The 20,711-nt window shown below is 38.5% G+C and carries 16 protein-coding genes; 12 read left to right on the top strand and 4 right to left on the bottom strand.

Annotation, left to right across the window (positions count from 1 at the left end):
- The 8 genes from ispD (at window position 1) to rpoS (ending at window position 6,394) form a co-directional block, all read left to right on the top strand.
- On the top strand, window positions 1–759 hold the full coding sequence (gene ispD / locus H4J66_RS16400; RefSeq protein ID WP_182176042.1) for a 2-C-methyl-D-erythritol 4-phosphate cytidylyltransferase: 759 nt from the start codon (window positions 1–3) through the stop codon (window positions 757–759).
- Window positions 756–1,256 (top strand): 2-C-methyl-D-erythritol 2,4-cyclodiphosphate synthase, encoded by a 501-nt coding sequence (ispF, locus tag H4J66_RS16395; protein WP_070374503.1) that lies wholly within the window; start codon window positions 756–758, stop codon window positions 1,254–1,256. The genes ispD and ispF overlap by 4 nt, the downstream gene beginning before the upstream one ends.
- 1 nt (window position 1,257) lies before the next feature.
- Window positions 1,258–2,292, top strand: a complete 1,035-nt coding sequence (gene truD / locus H4J66_RS16390) for a tRNA pseudouridine(13) synthase TruD (RefSeq protein ID WP_182176041.1) — start codon at window positions 1,258–1,260, stop codon at window positions 2,290–2,292.
- Window positions 2,292–3,038 carry a 5'/3'-nucleotidase SurE gene (gene surE, locus H4J66_RS16385; protein WP_182176040.1) on the top strand — a complete coding sequence of 249 codons (747 nt, stop codon included), beginning with the start codon at window positions 2,292–2,294 and terminating at the stop codon, window positions 3,036–3,038. The genes truD and surE overlap by 1 nt, the downstream gene beginning before the upstream one ends.
- 100 nt (window positions 3,039–3,138) lie before the next feature.
- On the top strand, window positions 3,139–3,777 hold the full coding sequence (locus H4J66_RS16380; protein WP_409049367.1) for a protein-L-isoaspartate(D-aspartate) O-methyltransferase: 639 nt from the start codon (window positions 3,139–3,141) through the stop codon (window positions 3,775–3,777).
- A 138-nt stretch (window positions 3,778–3,915) separates the two neighbouring features.
- Window positions 3,916–4,494, top strand: a complete 579-nt coding sequence (locus H4J66_RS16375; protein ID WP_182176038.1) for a YqaA family protein — start codon at window positions 3,916–3,918, stop codon at window positions 4,492–4,494.
- A 29-nt stretch (window positions 4,495–4,523) separates the two neighbouring features.
- The gene (locus H4J66_RS16370) at window positions 4,524–5,384 is read left to right on the top strand and encodes a peptidoglycan DD-metalloendopeptidase family protein (protein WP_220463330.1); all 861 of its coding nucleotides are present in this window, start codon (window positions 4,524–4,526) and stop codon (window positions 5,382–5,384) included.
- 86 nt (window positions 5,385–5,470) lie between these two features.
- Complete coding sequence (rpoS, locus tag H4J66_RS16365) at window positions 5,471–6,394, top strand: RNA polymerase sigma factor RpoS (protein WP_182176037.1); 924 nt, start codon at window positions 5,471–5,473, stop codon at window positions 6,392–6,394.
- Between the two features lie 60 nt (window positions 6,395–6,454).
- Here the strand turns inward: rpoS and mutS are convergent, their stop codons facing one another.
- On the bottom strand, window positions 6,455–9,034 hold the full coding sequence (gene mutS, locus H4J66_RS16360) for a DNA mismatch repair protein MutS (RefSeq protein ID WP_182176509.1): 2,580 nt from the start codon (window positions 9,032–9,034) through the stop codon (window positions 6,455–6,457).
- Between the two features lie 336 nt (window positions 9,035–9,370).
- Here mutS and recA point away from each other — a divergent pair, with 336 nt between their 5' ends.
- From recA to metH, 3 genes are all read left to right on the top strand, one after another.
- Window positions 9,371–10,417, top strand: a complete 1,047-nt coding sequence (gene recA, locus H4J66_RS16355; RefSeq protein ID WP_182176036.1) for a recombinase RecA — start codon at window positions 9,371–9,373, stop codon at window positions 10,415–10,417.
- A 427-nt stretch (window positions 10,418–10,844) separates the two neighbouring features.
- Window positions 10,845–11,792, top strand: a complete 948-nt coding sequence (gene metA / locus H4J66_RS16350; RefSeq protein ID WP_182176035.1) for a homoserine O-succinyltransferase — start codon at window positions 10,845–10,847, stop codon at window positions 11,790–11,792.
- Between the two features lie 59 nt (window positions 11,793–11,851).
- Window positions 11,852–15,550: a methionine synthase gene (gene metH, locus H4J66_RS16345; protein WP_182176034.1), complete on the top strand. Its 3,699-nt coding sequence runs from the start codon at window positions 11,852–11,854 to the stop codon at window positions 15,548–15,550.
- Window positions 15,551–15,671: 121 nt separating this feature from the next.
- Here the strand turns inward: metH and H4J66_RS16340 are convergent, their stop codons facing one another.
- On the bottom strand, window positions 15,672–16,802 hold the full coding sequence (locus H4J66_RS16340) for a HupE/UreJ family protein (protein ID WP_182176033.1): 1,131 nt from the start codon (window positions 16,800–16,802) through the stop codon (window positions 15,672–15,674).
- 237 nt (window positions 16,803–17,039) lie between these two features.
- Here H4J66_RS16340 and dinB point away from each other — a divergent pair, with 237 nt between their 5' ends.
- Window positions 17,040–18,101, top strand: coding sequence for a DNA polymerase IV (gene dinB, locus H4J66_RS16335; RefSeq protein ID WP_182176032.1), 1,062 nt, complete (start codon window positions 17,040–17,042; stop codon window positions 18,099–18,101).
- A 439-nt stretch (window positions 18,102–18,540) separates the two neighbouring features.
- On the opposite strand, the gene H4J66_RS16330 is transcribed toward dinB, so the two are convergent.
- Window positions 18,541–20,193: a dipeptidyl-peptidase 3 family protein gene (locus H4J66_RS16330; RefSeq protein WP_182176031.1), complete on the bottom strand. Its 1,653-nt coding sequence runs from the start codon at window positions 20,191–20,193 to the stop codon at window positions 18,541–18,543.
- Window positions 20,194–20,386: 193 nt separating this feature from the next.
- The gene (gene rpsT / locus H4J66_RS16325) at window positions 20,387–20,647 is read right to left on the bottom strand and encodes a 30S ribosomal protein S20 (RefSeq protein ID WP_070374488.1); all 261 of its coding nucleotides are present in this window, start codon (window positions 20,645–20,647) and stop codon (window positions 20,387–20,389) included.
- Window positions 20,648–20,711 lie beyond the last annotated feature (64 nt).

Raw genomic sequence — 20,711 nt, 5'->3', positions numbered from 1 at the left:
ATGCTAATTAATTCAAAAGATCTCACTCAACAATTTATTGCTGTTGTTCCTGCTGCGGGTGCAGGTAAACGTATGCAAGCAAATTGTCCTAAGCAATATTTAACTATTGATAATAAAACGATTTTAGAACACACCATTGAACGCCTGTTAAGTCATCCGTCGATAAATAAAGTCATTATCGCGCTTAGTGCAAATGATGAATATTACCCACAAACTTCATTGATCAATAATGCTCAGGTTGAAACGGTTATTGGCGGCAAAGAACGAGTTGACTCTGTACTGGCTGGATTAACAGCGATTGACCCTGAGCACTATTCTTGGGTATTGGTGCATGATGCCGCGAGACCTTGTGTTACTCATGATGATATTTCAACGTTAATTGCTCGTTGCCTAGCAAAAGAAGTGGGTGGATTATTAGCTGCACCGGTGCGAGACACCATGAAACGATCGGTTTTGAGTACGTTAAATGGTCCGCAAGTTTTGTCAACGGTAGCGCGAGAGCATTTATGGCACGCGCTAACACCACAAATGTTTCCCGTGCGAGAATTAAAAGCCGCGATTATTAATGGCCTTAATCAGGGAGCTGAACTCACTGATGAGTCATCAGCAATTGAACGGGCTAATTTACCTAGTCTGTTAGTTTCGGCAAGCAGTGAAAATATAAAAATTACTCATCCAGATGATCTCGTTTTAGCTGCTTTTTTCTTAGCTAAGCAAAAACAACAGCAACAAAAACCAACATTACAGGAAACACCATGAGAATAGGTCACGGCTTTGATGTACACAAATTTGGTGGCAAAGGCCCTATTGTTTTAGCCGGTGTAGAAATAGATTATCCGCAAGGCTTTATTGCTCACTCGGATGGTGATGTTGCTATTCACGCTTTGTGTGACGCAATATTGGGGGCGCTTTGCTTAGCCGATATTGGTAATCACTTTCCTGATACAGATGGCCAGTATGAAAATATCGATAGTCGAATTTTATTAAAGCATGTTGTCGGTTTAATGATTGAAAAAGGCTATCAACTCGGTAATGCCGATATTACTATCGTTGCACAAGCCCCTAAAATAGCACCACATTTATTGGCGATGCGTACTTGCTTAAGTGAAGACTTACAAGCAGAGCTAGATCAAGTGAATGTAAAAGCAACCACGACTGAAAAGTTAGGTTATGCAGGTCGTAAAGAAGGTGTGGCTGTTCACGCTGTGGTCTTACTGACAAAATCTTCTGCAGCCGTTATAGAGAATAATCAATAAAATGAGCAAGTCATTACAATATTTATATACCCAACCGAATGCCACTGGTCAACTTCGTAGTGAAATGTCTGATTTTAAGGTCTTTGAAAAATTACCTTTTGAACCTTGCGGCGAAGGTGAGCATTTATTTATTCATCTGAGAAAAACTGGCGCCAATACGCTAGTTGTTGCCCGTGAGTTGGCTAAATACTTTAAGGTAAAAGAAGGTTTAGTTTCTTATGCCGGCTTAAAAGACAGATTTGCTGTTACCGAGCAGTGGTTTGGTATTCACCTACCAGGCAAAGCGATTTATGATTTAAGTAACTTAGCCATCGAAGGTGTCGAAGTTCTTTCCCAACAACGTCATAACAAAAAATTACGCATCGGTGCCTTGTCAGGTAATCACTTCGAATTAGTGTTACGTAATGTCAGTAATACCGATGATGTCTTACGCCGCTGGGCAGCAGTTAGCCAATTTGGTGTGCCTAACTACTTTGGTGAACAACGCTTTGGTATTAATGGCGGCAACCTTGAAAGAGCGTTGGAGTTATTTCAAGGTAAGAAAGTAAAAGATAAAAAGAAACGTGGCCTTTATTTATCGGCGGCTCGCTCAGAAATATTTAATCAAATAATCAGTACTCGTATTGAAAGAAATCAGTTTGAATCTTTACAAACGGGTGATGTTTTTATGTTAAGCGGCACACAGTCGGTATTTTTGGCTGATGAAATCGATGCAACCATTCGTCAACGCTTTCAAGAAAAAGATATCGACTTAACGGCTGCGCTGTGGGGCGCTGGCGAATTAATGTCGCAAGGTGAATCACAACAGCTAGAGCAACAGGTTGCCGATGGTTACGCTGACTTTTGCCAAGGTTTAGCTAAATTTGGCTTAAAGCAAGAACGACGTAGAATTAGGTTGTCGTTAACTGAAGGCAGTATAAAGTCGGTTGATGACACTATAACATTGAGCTTCTTTTTACCTTCTGGTTGTTATGCAACCACCATTTTACGTGAATTAATCAGTTATCAAGATATGACAGAGCGAGCGGTAAACTAATGAAAATATTACTCAGTAACGATGACGGTGTTCATGCTTTAGGTATTAAAGTTTTACACGACGAATTAGTAAAAATAGCTAAGGTAACGGTAGTCGCACCCGATAGAAACTGTAGTGGTGCCAGTAACTCTTTAACGCTAATGAATCCGCTACGCATTCAAACGTTAGACAATGGTTTCATTTCAGTAAACGGCACACCAACCGATTCAGTTCATCTTGGCATCAGTCAGCTGCTGACACCTGATTTAGTTGTTGCCGGTATTAACTGTGGCGCAAACCTAGGCGATGATACCTTATATTCAGGTACGGTTGCGGCGGCAACCGAAGGGCGGCACATGGGGATGCCAGCAATCGCTGTTTCCTTGGTGGGTCAAAGTGAACAAAACTACCAAACAGCTGCCGTGGTTACGGCAAAATTTATTCAACGTTTACAATCTCACCCATTAGCCGTTGATCAAATTATCAATATTAATGTCCCTGATATTCCGCTTAGTGAATTAAAAGGTATCAAGGTGACACGCTTGGGTAATCGTCATAAAGCAGAAATGATGGAAAAAACGCAAGACCCATGGCAACGTGATATATATTGGTACGGTCGATTAGGCCAAGAGCAAGATTGTGGCGAAGGTACAGACTTTCATGCTATTGCCAATGGTTATGCATCGATAACCCCGTTAACCGTTGATATGACCGCCCATGATAGTTTGGCATCGATCACTCGTTGGGTTGGCGACTTAATCATTTAAGTTACCCTTGAGTTATTGCTAAATTTTAGATAAATCACATGTTAATTTAAAATAAAAAAAATAAAAAGAGCAGGTTATGAATGTAAGGGTAGGGAGCAATGTGAGCGGTAAATCACGTCGTAGCGGCGAGCTATTAGCGCAAAAATTATACACAGAAGGGATACGTGATCAGCGAGTGTTGCAAGCAATTGCTCAATCACCTCGTCATATTTTTGTTCCTGAAATCTTAGCGCATAAAGCATACGACAATACGGCTTTGCCTATTGGGCAGGGACAAACTATTTCTCAACCTTATATAGTGGCAAAAATGTCAGAATTATTATTAGCGGACGGTGTCCCTGACAGCATTCTAGAAATAGGAACAGGGTCTGGTTATCAAACATCCATCCTTACACAATTGGTTGCTAAAGTTTTTTCGGTCGAGCGTATTAAGGCATTACAATGGCAGGCGAAACGTCGCTTGCAATCAATAGATTTAAATAACGTCTCAATGAAGCACGGTGATGGCTGGCAAGGTTGGAGTAGTAAGTCTCCTTTTCAAGCGATTATTGTTACTGCAGCGCCAACTGAAGTGCCTAAGGCATTACTCGAACAGCTAGCTGATGGTGGGCGCTTAGTGATACCTGTTGGCACAGATACGCAAATACTGAAAGTTATTACTCGTCATGGCGATGAGTACAAAGAACAACAAGTTGAAATGGTTAAATTTGTACCGCTTGTGCCCGGTGCGTTAATTTAATTTCATCGCTTGATATAAAAAACTGTGCGAGTACGTTACTGCCATAGCCCTAGATTTGCTGCAGAGTATTGCGGTCTTTGCATAAATAAACTAAACAATATTACTCGGTCTTTATTATCTAAAAAAGGTATGATTTAATTGAAAATTTTTTCAAAAATGTATGAATGGATACTTCGTTTTGCTGAACATAAATTTGCGCCAAGAATACTGGCACTAATAACTTTTGCTGAATCTATATTTTTCCCTATTCCCCCCGATGTGCTTTTAGCACCCATGGTGCTGGCTAAACCACATAAAGCATGGTCTTATGCAACACTAACAACGATAGCTTCAATTTTGGGAGGTTCTGTTGGTTATTTACTCGGTTATTATATGTTTGAACCTTGGATACAACCAGCAATTACCGCTTTGGGTAAGCAAGATGCTTTTGACGCCGTTGTGCTGTGGTTTCAGCAATGGGGTGTTTGGGTCGTCTTTATTGCTGGATTTTCACCGATCCCTTATAAACTATTCACAGTCAGTGCTGGCTTCTTACATATGGCTTTTCTGCCATTTTTAATCGCTTCAGCAATTGGTCGTGGGATGCGATTTTTCTTAGTTGCCGGTGTTATTCGCTGGGGAGGTGCCGCTATGGAACAAAAGATAAGACAATGGGTAGATATACTGGGTTGGCTGATTGTTGGGCTTATTATTGTGGCTTATTTTGTTTTACGTTAAATCAATACAGACAACACTAGGATGGTTTTTTGATTTTAAATCGTGAAAATTATGTTCTATTAAGTACTAAAACAATCACTTATGTGGTTTTTTTAGTGCTTAGTTTGTCTGTGGTAAGTTGTTCTTCTAACCATAAACCCGCCCCCGTTGTTGATGTTCAAGGCTCAGTTCCATTAAGTAAGCGTGTTAAAAATAGCTTAAAGGGTCGCGAGTACATCGTTAAAAAAGGTGAAACTCTATACTCTATTGCTTGGCGAGCTAATGTTGATATTAGTAGCTTAGCCACTTTTAATAATCTGGTATCTCCTTACAAAATATTCCCCGGACAAAAATTATTTTTAGTTAAAAATTCGAGCCAAGCCACTAGTAATATAGCGCGCAATGAAAAGCAGAAAAGTAACATACCAACAAGGGTAAAAAAACCTGTTGCATCAAATAAAAAGCAGGCGTATGGTAAAAATGTAAGAGGGCAAAAAGTAAACAATAAAACCTCTACAAATGGCACAATTTTTTCTCAAAAAATAAGAAGTTGGTTGTGGCCTGCTCAAGGAAAAGTTACAGAAGGTTTTTCTACAGCAAAACAAGGTAATAAAGGAATAAACATCGCAGGTATACGTGGTGACTCGATTAAATCGACAGCTGATGGTGTGGTAGTTTATGCCGGAGATGCTTTACGAGGATACGGTCAGCTAATTATTGTTAAACATAATGATGATTACCTTAGTGCTTATGCTCATAACGATAGTATCTTAGTGAAAGAAAAACAGTCGGTAAAAGCGGGTCAGGTTATAGCGAAAATGGGTGATACAGACGCTGAAAGAGTCATGCTTCATTTTGAAGTTCGCTTTCGCGGTAAATCAGTAAATCCTATGAAGTACCTGTCTAAATAACGACAAATAATAATAATAATAAATTGGAGTTAGTGTGCATATTTAATCATTGATAGTTGGCTTTGCTAAATATCGGGAGATACATCATGGGTATAGAAAAAGAATTGGTAAGTACTAGTGTAGATAACAAAGAATCAACTAGAGCATCATCTAAAGATAGAGAAGATGTGCCATCGAATTTAGACGCCACCCAATTGTATTTAAGCGAAATTGGATTTTCTCCATTACTTAGCGCAGAAGAAGAAGTGTACTTTTCTCGCCTTGCCCTTAAAGGTGATGAACCCTCAAGAAAACGTATGATCGAAAGTAATCTGCGTTTAGTTGTTAAAATTTCCCGTCGTTATAATAATCGTGGTTTACCCCTACTTGACCTTATTGAAGAAGGTAACTTAGGTTTAATCCGCGCGGTAGAAAAATTTGATCCCGAACGTGGATTTCGTTTTTCAACTTATGCAACATGGTGGATACGTCAAACAATTGAACGTGCCATTATGAATCAAACACGTACTATTCGTCTCCCTATCCATGTCGTTAAAGAACTCAATATTTATTTACGCACTTCGCGTGAATTAGTGCAAAGGCTTGATCACGAACCTACTGCAGAAGATATTGCTGAAGCGCTTGATGTGCCAGTCGCTAATGTCACTAAAATGTTGCGTCTAAATGAACGTATGACCTCAGTCGATTCACCCTTCGGTGGTGAAAACGATAAAGTATTACTTGATGTGATCCCTGATGATAAAAGTGGTGGTCCAGAAGGTAGCTTGCAAACATCCGATATTAAAAATAATATTATCCACTGGTTAAACGAACTTAACTCTAAGCAACGTGAAGTACTTGCCCGTCGTTTTGGTTTATTAGGATATGAAGCGGCAACATTAGAAGATGTTGGTGTAGAAATTGGTTTAACACGTGAACGTGTTCGTCAAATTCAAGTTGAAGCGCTTAAGCGTTTACGCGATATTTTAAGTCAACAAGACTTATCGATTGAAGCTTTGTTTCAAGCGTAGATATTTTAGCTTCGATAAAAAAACCAGCAATTGCTGGTTTTTTTTACTTATTATTAAGAGCTAAATTTTGCTTTTAAACTCAAATAATAAATCCAATGCTTGTTTGGGGGTTAAATCGTTTACATCAATTGATGACAATGATTCGAGTACGGGGTGAGAGTTATCAATAAATGAAAGTTGCTCGAAGGGTTGTTGTTCAACATTGATAACAGAAGGAGCTTGTTGTCTTTCCAGTTCAGCCAAGCGTTGTTTAGCCCGTTGAATAACGGTCTTGGGCACACCAGCAAGTTGTGCAACCTGTAAGCCAAAGCTCTTACTTGCAGCGCCTTCTTGAACGGTATGCATAAAGACGATGGTATCACCATGTTCAACCGCATCTAAATGAACATTAACCAAGCTTGGTATCTGATCGGCTAACAGAGTTAGCTCAAAATAATGGCTAGCGAATAAAGTAAAGGCTTTAGTTTTAATCGCCAGCATTTCAGCGCACGCCCAAGCAAGAGATAAACCGTCATAAGTACTGGTTCCTCTGCCTATTTCATCAAGTAACACTAAACTTTTTTCTGTTGCATTATGGAGAATGTTTGCGGTTTCTGTCATTTCAACCATAAAGGTTGAACGACCACTCGCTAGGTCGTCAGAAGCACCAATACGGGTGAATATTCGATCAACCATACTAATATTTGCCGCATCAGCAGGGACATAACAACCAATATGAGCCAATAAAACAATGAGCGCTGTTTGGCGCATATAGGTAGATTTACCGCCCATATTAGGACCCGTAATGATCAACATCTTACGTTCATTATTTAATGTGACTGGGTTAGCGATAAAGGGCTCACTAGTCATTAACTCAACGACAGGATGACGACCGGCTTTGATCTCAATACCGTCATTTTGGCTTAGACTTGGTTTAACATAATTTAGGCTTTCTGCACGTTCTGCAAAGGTATTTAAAACGTCTAGTTCTGCGACAGCTTGAGCAAGTAATTGCAGTTTTTCTAAATCAGGTAATACTAAATCGAACAATTCATCATATAAACGTTTTTCTAAGGCGAGAAACTTACTCTGTGCACTGAGTACTTTTTCTTCGTGTTGCTTTAGTTCATTGGTAATAAAACGTTCGTTATTTTTTAAGGTTTGTCGGCGAATATAATCATCAGGTACATCGTTCGCGGCAGTACGACTCATTTCAATAAAGAAGCCATGAACCCTGTTATAACCTACTTTTAAGGAACTAATACCCGTACGTTCTTTTTCACGTGCTTCGAGTTGGGCAAGAAATTCAGTTGCGCCATCACTTAAGTCACGTAACACATCAAGTTCTTCATGATAGCCTTTGGCAATAACGCCACCATCACGGATAAGAACGGGTGGGTTTTCAACTAAAGCATGCTGCAATAAGTCGTGTAAGTTGGGTATTGGAAAGCTTTTTGATGCTAATTCAGTGATATGTGCTTGCTGACAAGTTTGTAAATGTTGCTGAAGTTCAGGCAATTGACTTAAAGCATTACGTAAGCGAGCAAAATCTCTTGGACGTGCAGAGCGTAAGGCAATGCGAGAAACAATACGCTCAATATCACCAAAAGATTTAAGTTGGCTAAATAATTCAGTCGTTAAATCTTGTGACAACAGTTCACTAATTGCATTTTGACGTGCAGTTAATATGTTTAAATCACGTAAAGGAAAATGTAACCAACGTTTTAGTAATCTAGAACCCATTGGTGTCGCTGACTTGTCTAATACCGATGCTAGAGTATTTTCAAAGCCACCTTGTAAGTTTTGCGTGAGTTCTAAATTACGACGAGTTGCCGCATCTAAAATTACACCAGAAGCAGAAGACTCACAAATAATGGCTCGAATGTGAGGAAGCGCACTGCGTTGACATTCCTTTACATATTGAAATAAACAACCAGCGGCCATTAAGCCTAATAATTTATCACCAACACCAAAACCAGAAAGTTCTTTAGTGCCAAATTGTGTATTGAGTAAATTAGTAGCTGTGTCTAAATCAAACTCCCATTCAGGTCTTCTTCTTAACCCTTGATAGCCTTTTAGTAACTCTGGCGCTGAGAACGATTCACTGTATAGTAATTCAGCAGGAGATAAACGCTGTAGTTCAGCTTGTAACTGTTCAATGGTATTTGGCTCAGTCAGTACAAAGCGGCCACTGGTCATATCAAGATAAGACAGCCCAAAGCGTTGCGATGACTTATTATTACCTTCACTTACCGCAACAATTAGGTTGTCATGCTTATCAAGTAATAATGCTTCATCACTCACCGTACCTGGAGTAATAACCCTAACAACTTTACGTTCAACAGGGCCTTTGCTGGTTGCTGGGTCACCAATTTGTTCACAAATGGCAACAGATTCACCCAGTTGTACTAATTTTGCTAGATAATTCTCCACCGCATGATAGGGAACGCCCGCCATAGGTATTGCATTGCCACCTGTCTTGCCGCGAGCGGTTAATGAAATATCGAGCAAATCAGATGCTTTTTTTGCATCATCAAAAAATAATTCGTAAAAGTCACCCATGCGATAAAAAATTAAAATATGAGGGAACTCAGCTTTAATGGTTAAGTACTGGCGCATCATAGGGGTGTGTGAGGATAAGTCTAAGTTTGCTGTCGTCATTTCTATGCGGTAACTCATAAGTTCAATGAAAGAGTAAGGTCGTAATTATGTCATAACTGGTAAATTTAGACTCTATTTATTTAACTAAAATTTTTACTGAATACTATAAGGTTTATGTAATGATTTTATACTAACAATATAAATAGTAACTTTTTGGTGGGCAATGGTTGAAAGTTATCGTTGTTGATTATTTTATTATTTATCAATTGCTTAAAAGTCACCTTTTTTATTTTTTGATAATAAAATGAAAATAGTTGTAAAAAAGCTTGATACTGTATGATCATACAGTATACTTGCCTCATCAAACGAAATCTTAGCAACATCGGCGGAATAAATATGAAAGATGATAAAGAAAAAGCATTAGCAGCAGCATTAAGTCAAATCGAAAGACAATTTGGTAAAGGCTCAATTATGAAGCTTGGTGATAACAACACCATGGATGTTGAAACCATTTCTACAGGTTCATTAGCGCTTGATGTTGCATTAGGTGCTGGTGGCTTGCCACTTGGGCGTGTTGTTGAAATTTATGGTCCTGAATCAAGTGGTAAAACAACGTTAACGCTTGAAGTTATTGCTGAAGCTCAGCGTAATGGTAAAGTTTGTGCATTCGTTGATGCCGAGCATGCATTAGACCCAATTTATGCTGAAAAGCTAGGTGTTAATATTAATGAGTTACTTGTTTCTCAGCCTGATACTGGTGAGCAAGCGTTAGAGATTTGTGACATGCTAACGCGTTCAGGTGCTATTGACGTTATTGTTGTCGATTCTGTTGCTGCCCTTACACCCAAAGCTGAAATTGAAGGCGATATGGGCGACTCGCACATGGGTTTACAAGCTCGTATGCTCTCACAAGCAATGCGTAAGTTAACGGGTAATCTGAAAAAATCAAATACCATGATTATTTTTATTAACCAAATTCGTATGAAAATTGGTGTGATGTTTGGTTCCCCTGAAACCACAACGGGTGGTAATGCACTTAAATTTTATGCTTCTGTTCGTTTAGATATTCGACGTATTGGTGCTGTAAAAGCAGGCGACGAAATTATTGGTAACGAAACCCGCGTAAAAGTAGTTAAAAACAAAATAGCGCCTCCCTTTAAACAAGCTGAATTTCAGATTTTATATGGCCAAGGTATTAATAGCTTAGGTGAATTAATTGATTTAGGTGTTTTGCATAACATGGTTGAAAAAGCTGGTTCTTGGTATAGCTACAATGGCGATCGCATTGGTCAAGGTAAAGCAAATGCAGCTAAATCTTTAGCAGAAAAACCTGCAATGGCAAAAGAGCTTGATAAGCGTTTACGCGACTTACTGTTAATTAAAAGTGTAAGAGCAAGTGAGAAACCACCTAAAGAAGATAAAGAAGAAGAAGCTGTAGAATAAACATTAAAAGTTTAAACTATTATTAAGCCACTGTATTTACAGTGGCTTTTTTATATTTAATTAATGATTTTTTTCTCTTGTTTCATTTTTATTTAATAGGCTGATAGCCTATTTACTGATCGAATACCTCCCCATTTTTCTACGCAACACTCTATTAGGCTAGTTACACCAATATTTACTCGCTAAGGCTATAGATGACAAATAATATTAACGTAAAAAACATTATAGACGTCTATACGTTTAGATGTTGACATAGCTAAAAATACACGTACCATCAAATGATAATATTTATTTATTTGTTATCATCCGTAGTGCTCGAGTTAGTCGAAACCTTTATGTTAATTGATAGCCAGAATATAAGTTAATAGATGAAAGTAGAGAACGAAGTGTTCATGCTTATTTGACATTATTTGATTAGGTAAACGCTATGCCCATTAAAATCCCAGATTTATTACCTGCTTTATCTATTTTAGGTGAAGAAAATATCTTTGTAATGTCTGAGCGTAGAGCGGCAAGTCAAGAAATTCGACCAATGAAAGTCGCTATTCTCAATCTAATGCCTAATAAAATTGAAACAGAAGTTCAAATATTACGGGTATTGTCTAATACACCCTTACAAATAAATGTCGATTTTGTGCGTATTCACGCCAATGAATCCAAACATACGCCAAAAGAGCACTTAGATAATTTTTACCGCCTCTTTGATGACATTAAAAATACTCAATACGATGGCTTAATTATAACCGGTGCGCCATTGGCGTTAATGGAATATGAGAAAGTAACTTTTTGGGATAAAATTTGTGAAATATTTGATTGGGCTGAAGAAAATGTTACCTCAACAATGTTTTCTTGTTGGGCGGCTCATGCCGCTCTATATCATCACTATGGATTGCGACGACATTTAAGAAAAGAAAAATTATCCGGTGTTTTTCAGCATAGCCCCATCGACCAAAAAGAACAGCTTACCCGCGGCTTTGAAGAATTTTTTAATGTCCCACACTCAAGATTTGGATATATTGATAAGTCTGATTACCTCTCAATTCCTGAATTAAAGATTATTGCTGAATCTCCACAAGCAGGCGTTTATGTCGTCGCGAGCAAAAATAAACAGCAGGTCTATTTAACCGGCCATCCAGAATATGACTCAACCACATTAGATGAAGAGTTTCAACGTGACCTTAAGGCTGATGTTGATGCAGTTATGCCCAACAATTATTACATTGATGGTGACATAACAAAAGTGCCACACAGTTCATGGCGTAGTCATGCCAGTTTATTATTTACTAATTGGTTAAACTATTATGTCTATCAGATCACACCGTACAAGCTAGACGCAACAAATATTAAAGCAATACATCCAGATGCAGAAATATAAACAGTGTCGGATATATGTAGCCATCAAATTAAGTTTGAAAGTAAAAGTAGAGAAATCGTATGAAAAAATCAGCATCATTTAGTCGTCTTGAGCAAGAAATACAAAAAAGAATTCTTATTTTAGACGGTGCTATGGGAACAATGATCCAAGCCTATAAATTTGAAGAGCAAGATTATCGTGGTGAACAATTTGCGGATTGGCATCTTGATGTCAAAGGCAATAATGATATGTTAGTGCTTACACAACCCGAGGTAATTAAAGCTATTCACTATGAATACCTTGAAGCGGGTGCTGATATTCTTGAAACGAATACTTTTAACGCCACCACGATTGCGATGGCAGATTACGATATGCAGTCGTACAGTGCGGCAATAAATTTAGCTGCGGCACAAATAGCCCGTGCAGCAGCGGATGAATTTACCGCTAAAAATCCTGATAAGCCTAGGTTTGTTGCCGGTGTTTTAGGGCCAACCAACAGAACATGTTCTATTTCACCCGATGTTAACGATCCGGCTTATCGTAATGTGACTTTTGATCAGTTAAAAGATGCCTATATAGAATCAACTAAAGCACTGATTGAAGGTGGCTCAGATATTATTCTTATCGAGACTATTTTTGATACCTTAAATGCTAAAGCCGCTGTTTTTGCGGTAGAAACTGTTTTTGATGAATTACAGTTACGTTTACCAGTAATGGTGTCTGGTACTATTACTGATGCATCAGGTAGAACATTATCTGGGCAAACAACTGAAGCTTTTTATAATTCATTACGCCACGCAAAACCTATTTCATTTGGTTTGAACTGTGCATTAGGTCCGGTTGAACTAAGACAATATGTGGCAGAATTGAGTCGAATATCAGACTTTGCTGTTTCAGCTCATCCTAATGCAGGCTTGCCTAATGCCTTTGGTGAATACGATTTCAGCGTCGAAGATATGAATGTTCATGTCAACGAGTGGGCTGAGTCGGGATTCCTTAACATTATTGGTGGTTGTTGTGGTACAACGCCGGCGCATATAAAAGGTATGGCCGATGCGGTTGCCAATGTAACACCTAGGGAAATTAGCGCCAGGAAAATTGCTTGTCGTCTGTCCGGGCTTGAAGCGTTAACCCTAGATGAAACTTCATTGTTTGTTAACGTTGGTGAACGAACCAATGTTACTGGCTCTGCTGTATTTAAGCGCTTAATTACCGAAGAAAATTACGAACAAGCGGTCGCAGTTGCTCTGCAACAAGTCGCCAATGGCGCGCAAATTATAGATATAAATATGGATGAAGGCATGCTTGATTCAAAAGCGGCGATGATCCGTTATTTGAATTTAATTGCTGGTGAGCCAGATATCGCGAAAGTGCCTATTATGCTTGATTCTTCTAAATGGGATATTTTAGAAGAAGGCTTGAAATGTATTCAGGGCAAAGGGGTTGTTAACTCAATCAGCTTAAAAGAGGGCGAAGAAAACTTCCGTAAACAAGCTGAACTTTTACGCCGTTATGGCGCGGCTGTTATTGTTATGGCCTTCGACGAACAAGGTCAAGCAGACACACGGGTACGTAAGTATGAAATATGTAAACGTGCTTATGAAATTTTAGTCAATGAAATAGGCTTTCCTGCAGAAGACATTATTTTTGATCCGAATATTTTTGCGGTAGCAACCGGTATCGAAGAACATAATAACTATGCAGTAGATTTTATTGAAGCGGTTGCCGATATAAAAGAAAACCTGCCTCATGCGATGATTTCGGGCGGTGTTTCTAACGTGTCATTTTCATTTCGTGGTAATAACCCAGTACGTGAAGCGATTCATGCGGTGTTCTTATACCACGCAATAAAAAATGGTATGGACATGGGCATTGTAAATGCAGGTCAGTTAGCTATTTATTCAGATATTCCTGACGATCTCCGCCTTGCTGTCGAAGATGTTATACAAAATAGTGATGACGACGCAACAGAACGCTTACTTGATGTGGCTGAGTCTTATCGCGGGCAAGCGGGGAGCAAAAACAATAAGGCTGATTTAACCTGGCGTGAGCTACCGATTAAAGAGCGTTTAGAATACTCTTTGGTTAAAGGCATTAATGAATTTATTGTCGAAGATACTGAAGCAGCAAGGCTAGTGGCTGAACGACCTCTTGATGTCATTGAAGGACCATTAATGGATGGTATGAATATCGTTGGCGATTTATTTGGTGCTGGCGAAATGTTTTTGCCACAAGTGGTAAAGTCAGCCCGCGTGATGAAACAAGCTGTTGCTCATTTAAATCCATTTATTGAAGCTGAAAAAACTGAAATAAAATCAAACGGTAAAATCTTACTGGCAACAGTAAAGGGTGATGTCCACGATATTGGTAAAAATATAGTTGGTGTTGTCTTGCAGTGTAACAACTACGAAATTATTGATTTAGGTGTCATGGTTTCTTGTGATGATATCTTGCGCGTGGCGAAAGCCGAAAAAGTCGATGTGATTGGATTATCAGGTTTGATAACACCGTCACTTGATGAAATGGTGCATGTCGCTAAAGAAATGAAACGTCTTAATTTTGACTTGCCGTTACTTATTGGTGGCGCGACAACATCAAAAGCTCATACTGCCGTTAAAATAGAGCAACAATATCAACATCCGGTGATATATGTGCCTAATGCGTCGCGTTCAGTTTCAGTCGTTAGTACTTTACTTTCAGATGATAGTGAGAAACGTGCGGCATTTTTAGCGCGTCAAGATGATGAATATGTGCGGGTGCGTGAGCGTCATTATAAAAAAGGACCACGTTCAAGCTTAATATCACTAGAAGATGCACGCGCTAATGCTGCGCCGATAAGTTTTGAAAACTATACCCCTAAAATACCCAATAAACTTGGTATTACGGTACTTGATAATCTTGATTTAAATGTCATTCGAAACTACATCGATTGGACGCCATTTTTCATGACTTGGCAATTATCAGGCAAATATCCGCTTATTTTACGACACGAAGTGGTCGGCGAAGAGGCAACTAATCTATTTAATGATGCTAATGCTTTATTAGACGATATTATTAACAGTAAAAAGTTAACGGCAAAAGCGGTTTTTGGTCTGTTTCCAGCTCATCGTCAACAAGATGATTTAATATTGTTTGCAGATGAAAACCGAGATAAACCATTGATGAAATTACATCAATTACGTCAACAAAGTAAAAAACCAGCAGGGCAGTTTAACCGTTGTTTGGCTGATTATATCGCCGATAAAACGTCGGGTATTAAAGATTATGTTGGTGCTTTCGCGGTATCTGCAGGTTATGGTTGTGATGACCTAGTGAAGGAGTTCGCCGCTCAACATGATGACTACAATAGTATTTTAGTTAAAGCTGTTGCCGACCGATTAGCAGAAGCGAGTGCTGAATATCTCCATGAAAAAATTCGCAAAGAATACTGGGGATATGCCCCACAAGAGTCGCTTGCTAATGATGATTTAATTCGTGAAAAATATCAAGGTATTAGACCTGCGCCGGGTTATCCTGCCTGTCCAGAGCATACTGAAAAAGGTTTGTTGTGGGAACTACTCAATGTTGAAGAAAACATCGGCATGGAGCTCACCTCAAGTTTTGCCATGTGGCCTGGAGCCGCGGTTAGTGGTTGGTACTTTGCTCATCCAGAATCAAAATACTTTGCGGTCGCTAAAGTCGCTAAAGACCAAGTGATTAATTATGCTACTCGCAAAGGGATGACATTGCCACAAGCAGAGCGTTGGCTGTCAGCTAACTTGGATTATGAACCTGAGTAATTAATATAGCCATTATCAATTAGTTTATACGGCAACGGTCTTAAATCTCTATAAAGTAGGTTTAAGGCCGTTGTTCATTTTACGACTCAATATTAAGCGACGATATGCCCTGTGTTTCGTATTAAAAGGTTCTTTCGATAAACCAATAAATAGCGATAACGGCGATAAGCACACTTAACGGTATCACCACGTATTGTCTATATTGAGGTTTTTTAGCAAACCAGCGCGTCGCTAATAAAGCCAAGGCAATGACCGTTATTTGACCGAACTCAACGCCAATATTAAATGAAATCAAGCTACTGATATACTCACTCTTGGGTAAGCCCAGTTCAACAAGTACTGCTGCAAACCCTAAACCGTGCAGTAAACCAAAAGCAAAGATAATGGGTAAGCGCCACTTTGTCAGTTTGTGATAAAAAATATTCTCAATAGCCACGTAAGCAATTGATAAGGCAATAAGTGGCTCTACAATGCAGCTAGGAAGGTTGATAATACCAAAGATACCCAAAGCTAGCGTAATGGTATGGGCAAGCGTAAAGGCACTTACCTGCCAGAGCAGTGTCGATGTCTTAGTGGCTAATAAAAATAGCGCGAGTACAAAGAGAATATGATCAAGCCCTTGTGGCAGAATATGGACAAACCCCTGATAGATATACTCAACAATATTAAGCAGTTTAATTTCGGCTGTTGAAAGTTTACGTACACCACCCTTGATGTCATCAGTAGAAAAGTGATGGCTGTTCTGGCCGGATAGCACTAAAGATTTCTCTGAACGGCTAACTGTTAATAAGACATCCCCTAAAATAGGCGAAAATATCAAGGCTGCTTTTTTACTTTTTTGTGGCAATTGACCCTGCGAAAATAGCTTAATGATTTTATTTGGTGAGTCAGAGCCAAGTATTGCTTTTAATTCAAATACCGTTAGCCCTGAAAAAGGGGCAACAAGTACATTTTCTTCATCAATAATAAAAGCGCTTTGTTGATTTATCATTTGTAATATTTTTGAGAGTAATTGCTTTATTTCAATTAAAGAGAGGTTTTTCAGATAATTAATTAAATCTGCCTCATCTACTGATGATTTTTGATGACTTTTAATAACATGCAAAACATCAATATCGATACTAAGTTGGTAGTTATTCTCTACAAGTAAGTTTAGCTCTGCTTGGTTAGCTTCATTGGTGTGAGCATTCACTAGTGCAGGTGATAAAAGTAGTAATAGGGCAAAAGTTGTTTGTAAAAGGCGCGTAATCATAAAAGTAATATCAGCTAGTCATTGATAAAAAATAAAGCGACAAATTAACGTATTTAGTATGAAATTAACAGCGGTCAAATTATTATTTCAGTATTGAACTATTAACTTAAAAGTTTATACTGTGTTTGTATACAGTCTAGGTTGAGTTGTCCATAGCGAAAATATGCTTTATTTTTTCACAGCGAAATAAGGGACTTTTGATAAACATGATTACTATAATTAAAACATGACTAAAATATGACTCAAAGCCGAAAAATAATACATATAGATATGGACTGTTTCTATGCAGCTGTTGAAATGCGTGATAATGAGTCTTTACGTAATGTGCCACTTGCGGTCGGTGGTACAGGGCCCAGAAGCGTCTTGTGTACGTGTAATTACCAAGCAAGAAAATTTGGTGTTCGCTCGGCAATGCCAGCAATTAAGGCGATGCAACTTTGCCCTGAGCTAGTTATTGTTTCAGGAAGAATGGCTGTTTACCAAGAAGTTTCTGCACAAATAAGGGCGATATTTCAACGTTACACTCAGTTGATTGAACCATTGTCGCTTGATGAAGCTTTTCTAGATGTTACCAATAACAAAGAGTTTAACGGCAGTGCGACGCTTATTGCGGAGCAAATACGTCGTGATATTTTTAATGAGCTCAATCTAACCGCCTCGGCAGGTGTTGCCCCTAATAAATTTATCGCTAAAATTGCCAGTGATGAAAACAAACCTAATGGTCAATGCGTTGTTACACCCGCAGATGTTAGTGGTTTCGTTGAAAATTTACCGTTGAAAAAAATTCCGGGTATTGGCCCTAAAACCGCACAAAAGTTATTGGGTTACGGCTTTTCGTCATGTGCAGATATACGAGCAAGTTCTGTCGCCGTATTAACACCTATTGTCGGCAAGTTTGCGCCTGCATTGTACCAACGTAGTTTTGGTATTGATCATCGCCAATTAGAAACCGACAGAGTAAGAAAATCATTAGCGATAGAAACCACTTTTTCTCAAGATTTGTCTGGTGAAAAAGAGTGTGAAAGTGCCGTTGAGCTTTTATATGAGAAGCTTTTAGTGAGATTAGAAAAACATCAACATATGGTTATTAGTAAGCAAGGGATTAAACTTAAGTTTAATGACTTTACCCAAACAACAGTTGAACAGCAAAGCAGCCAATGTGATGAAAACACCTTTAAAAAATTACTGTTAAAAGCACTGCTGCGCAGCCAATCTAGGGGAATACGTTTAATAGGATTAACCCTAGGTTTTGCTGAGCATAATAATAAAGAAACACAGCAGCTTTGTTTTAGTTTATAACCGGTAGTGACTTGATCTGATGTCAGTAGCATTATTTTAGCTAATATTGTGCTTATTTGGGTTTAATGATTTCTTTAACCGCTAATTCTAATTTTGGATCGTCAATATTTGAGCCGGTTGATTTGAAAACAACTTGTCCACTTCTATTGATAAAAAAAGATGTTTTTATCGAATCGACACTTAAAATAATTTCTCCTGGTCAGTATGAGTTATTCTGTTTATAAAGCCTGTTTAAACTCATCGAATTATTTTTGCTTTCATGATGTACGGTTTGTGTGGTGCTGCAAGGTTCGTTGTTATTTTTACTCGACTTTTTCTTCTAAATGTTTATAAATTTAAATACCTCCTGTTTTTATTTAAAAAAAGCCCATCGTAGTAGATAGGCTTTAGATAGGTTTTAATTAGACTTTAGTTAAGAACACATATTATATTTATAAAACTATAAACCCAACACTTTTTTACCTTGCTTAAAGGTAATGTCAACGGGAATATTAGCCGCTTCAATACGCGCTAAGTCTTCTGCTAAATCGGCTTTAATGACACCGCTTTTTGCAACAAGTGCAGCTACACCCTCATAATCACCATTACCTTGTAGAGTTAAAATAAGCTCAGACAACGAATTAATAGCGGCAGTCATTTTATCAATGTTGACAGAGTATAACCCTTGCGAGTTACGAGTAAACGCCCCTTGCTCAGCAAAGTAATTAAACCGTACCATGTTGGCTTTACCGTGAGCAGATGTTGCGCCAAAGCGCACTGAACGGAAAATCCCCGCTAAGAAGGTTGTGTAATAATCTTGCAATGTACCTTCTTCAATGGCGCCTTTAATGAGTAACTGGCGGATCATATAAAGCCCAAGGATATCGGCTTTACCTTCTTCTAGTGCTGACGCATGTTCTTTTAATGATTGGCGTACTGTGCCCTTATCATTAATCGTATTTTTGATACCCAAACCATGGGCAACCTCATGAAACATCGTATTAGCAAAGAAGGCATTGAATGTTACATTTTCACGTTGCTCAGCAACGATTAAGGTACTAGCAATGGGTAACATAATATTATCGAACTTGGCTTGCATCGCATTCTTAAGCTGTAAACGGCGTGTACCTTTTTCTAACTGTACTTTTTCGTCATTGGGGAGATTAATCGCAATGGTTTTACTACCGGCATTAGAATGACCTGCATAATAAATGACGTCGTATGCGTTTAAGTCTGCATCAGAGCCGGGTACTTCTTTTTTATAGGCTTTTTTAACGGGTAAGTCTTTTTGTAATTCGGGTAAATATTCAGCATATTTAGCGAGTTTTTCACTCCAGGCTAAATCTTTAATGAGCACATAAGATTCAAAAGCAGCGCGGTAACCATAAAGCTGATCTTCGTAGGTTTCTATTGGGCCAATAACGACATCAATAGGATTGTTTTTCATATCCATCCAAGCAAAATCAGACGCTTGAAAGTCATCATGACGGATTGCTGTCGCACGTAAATTTAAGTAATTTGCAAATTCTTTATCATCAGCAAAGCTTGATGCTTTTTCCAATATAGCCGCAATACGATTAATGCTATCGCTATAAAGCTCAGAAAAAGCCACTGACGTTAATTGTCCATCGCTGGTACGCTTAACGACCGAATATAAGCCACTTTTGTCAGCAAAATCTGCTTGCTCAAATTCAGCTTTGGTTAAGTCATTAGGGTAAAACTCTGCGCCAGCCGCTTTTGCTTGATATCCAGAAAGGAAAGGTTTATCGCCATCTAATCTATCCCAAGGACCATAATTGATACGGGCAAATTCACGGACTTTTTCATCATCAATACTAGCAAGGAAGCTTGCTTTGTCTTCACCAAAAGCCTGTTGCCAGAAAAGTTCATCAATAATATCTGAAGCTTCAATAAGCAATACGATCATTTTTTTCTGGTTTTCAGACAAGTGGCTCAAATCAGCACTAAGTGTTACTGGCTTATATATGTCTAAACGACTTTTGGCTTCTGCTAATAAAGTAGGCGCTGAACGTGGTTGTTTATTATTTTCACTACAAGCGCTTAATAGGCTAGTGGCAAGCAAAAGGCCAGTAGCGAGTTTTGTTAGTCTCATTTTTATTCTCACGTATTTTTTGAATATGTATATATAACGCAAAGAGATTACCAAAAATGGCAGGATGCGCAAGGTCTTAATCTATGGGATGGGATCAGGTTTTAGTGAGTTTGTTTTATTGGCGGGGTAAAAAAATTAAATAATAGGCAAAAAAAAACCAGCATAAGCTGGTTTTTTAATTCAATAACAAAAATTAAAGCGCTTTAATAGCAGCGTTTAAACGACTCTTACTACGAGCAGCTTTATTTTTGTGAATAAGACCTTTGCTTGCAAAACGATCTAAGATCGGTTGTGCAGCAGCAAATTCTTTAGATGCTGTGTCTTTGTCACCAGCTTCAATTGCAGCGAGTACTTTTTTGAATAGAGTGCGCATCATTGAACGACGACTTGCATTATGTTGACGGCGTTTTTCTGATTGAACCGCGCGTTTCTTCGCCTGCTTTGAATTAGCCAAGGTGAACTCCTAAAATATGATTGTATATATAGCCTAAATTTAAGGCGAGGAAATATGCCTTTTT

The organism is Colwellia sp. MB3u-55, from assembly GCF_014076785.1.
Taxonomy (GTDB): domain Bacteria; phylum Pseudomonadota; class Gammaproteobacteria; order Enterobacterales; family Alteromonadaceae; genus Colwellia_A.
This window is presented reverse-complemented; position numbering and strand designations above follow the sequence as displayed.

Excerpts from the sequence above, each read along its gene's own strand:
- ispD (WP_182176042.1), top strand. The coding sequence starts at position 1 with ATGCTAATTAATTCAAAAGATCTCACTCAACAATTTATTGCTGTTGTT.
- ispF (WP_070374503.1), top strand. The coding sequence starts at position 756 with ATGAGAATAGGTCACGGCTTTGATGTACACAAATTTGGTGGCAAAGGC.
- truD (WP_182176041.1), top strand. The coding sequence starts at position 1,258 with ATGAGCAAGTCATTACAATATTTATATACCCAACCGAATGCCACTGGT.
- surE (WP_182176040.1), top strand. The coding sequence starts at position 2,292 with ATGAAAATATTACTCAGTAACGATGACGGTGTTCATGCTTTAGGTATT.
- rpoS (WP_182176037.1), top strand. The coding sequence starts at position 5,471 with ATGGGTATAGAAAAAGAATTGGTAAGTACTAGTGTAGATAACAAAGAA.
- mutS (WP_182176509.1), bottom strand. The coding sequence starts at position 9,034 with ATGACGACAGCAAACTTAGACTTATCCTCACACACCCCTATGATGCGC.
- recA (WP_182176036.1), top strand. The coding sequence starts at position 9,371 with ATGAAAGATGATAAAGAAAAAGCATTAGCAGCAGCATTAAGTCAAATC.
- metA (WP_182176035.1), top strand. The coding sequence starts at position 10,845 with ATGCCCATTAAAATCCCAGATTTATTACCTGCTTTATCTATTTTAGGT.
- metH (WP_182176034.1), top strand. The coding sequence starts at position 11,852 with ATGAAAAAATCAGCATCATTTAGTCGTCTTGAGCAAGAAATACAAAAA.
- H4J66_RS16340 (WP_182176033.1), bottom strand. The coding sequence starts at position 16,802 with ATGATTACGCGCCTTTTACAAACAACTTTTGCCCTATTACTACTTTTA.
- dinB (WP_182176032.1), top strand. The coding sequence starts at position 17,040 with ATGACTCAAAGCCGAAAAATAATACATATAGATATGGACTGTTTCTAT.
- H4J66_RS16330 (WP_182176031.1), bottom strand. The coding sequence starts at position 20,193 with ATGAGACTAACAAAACTCGCTACTGGCCTTTTGCTTGCCACTAGCCTA.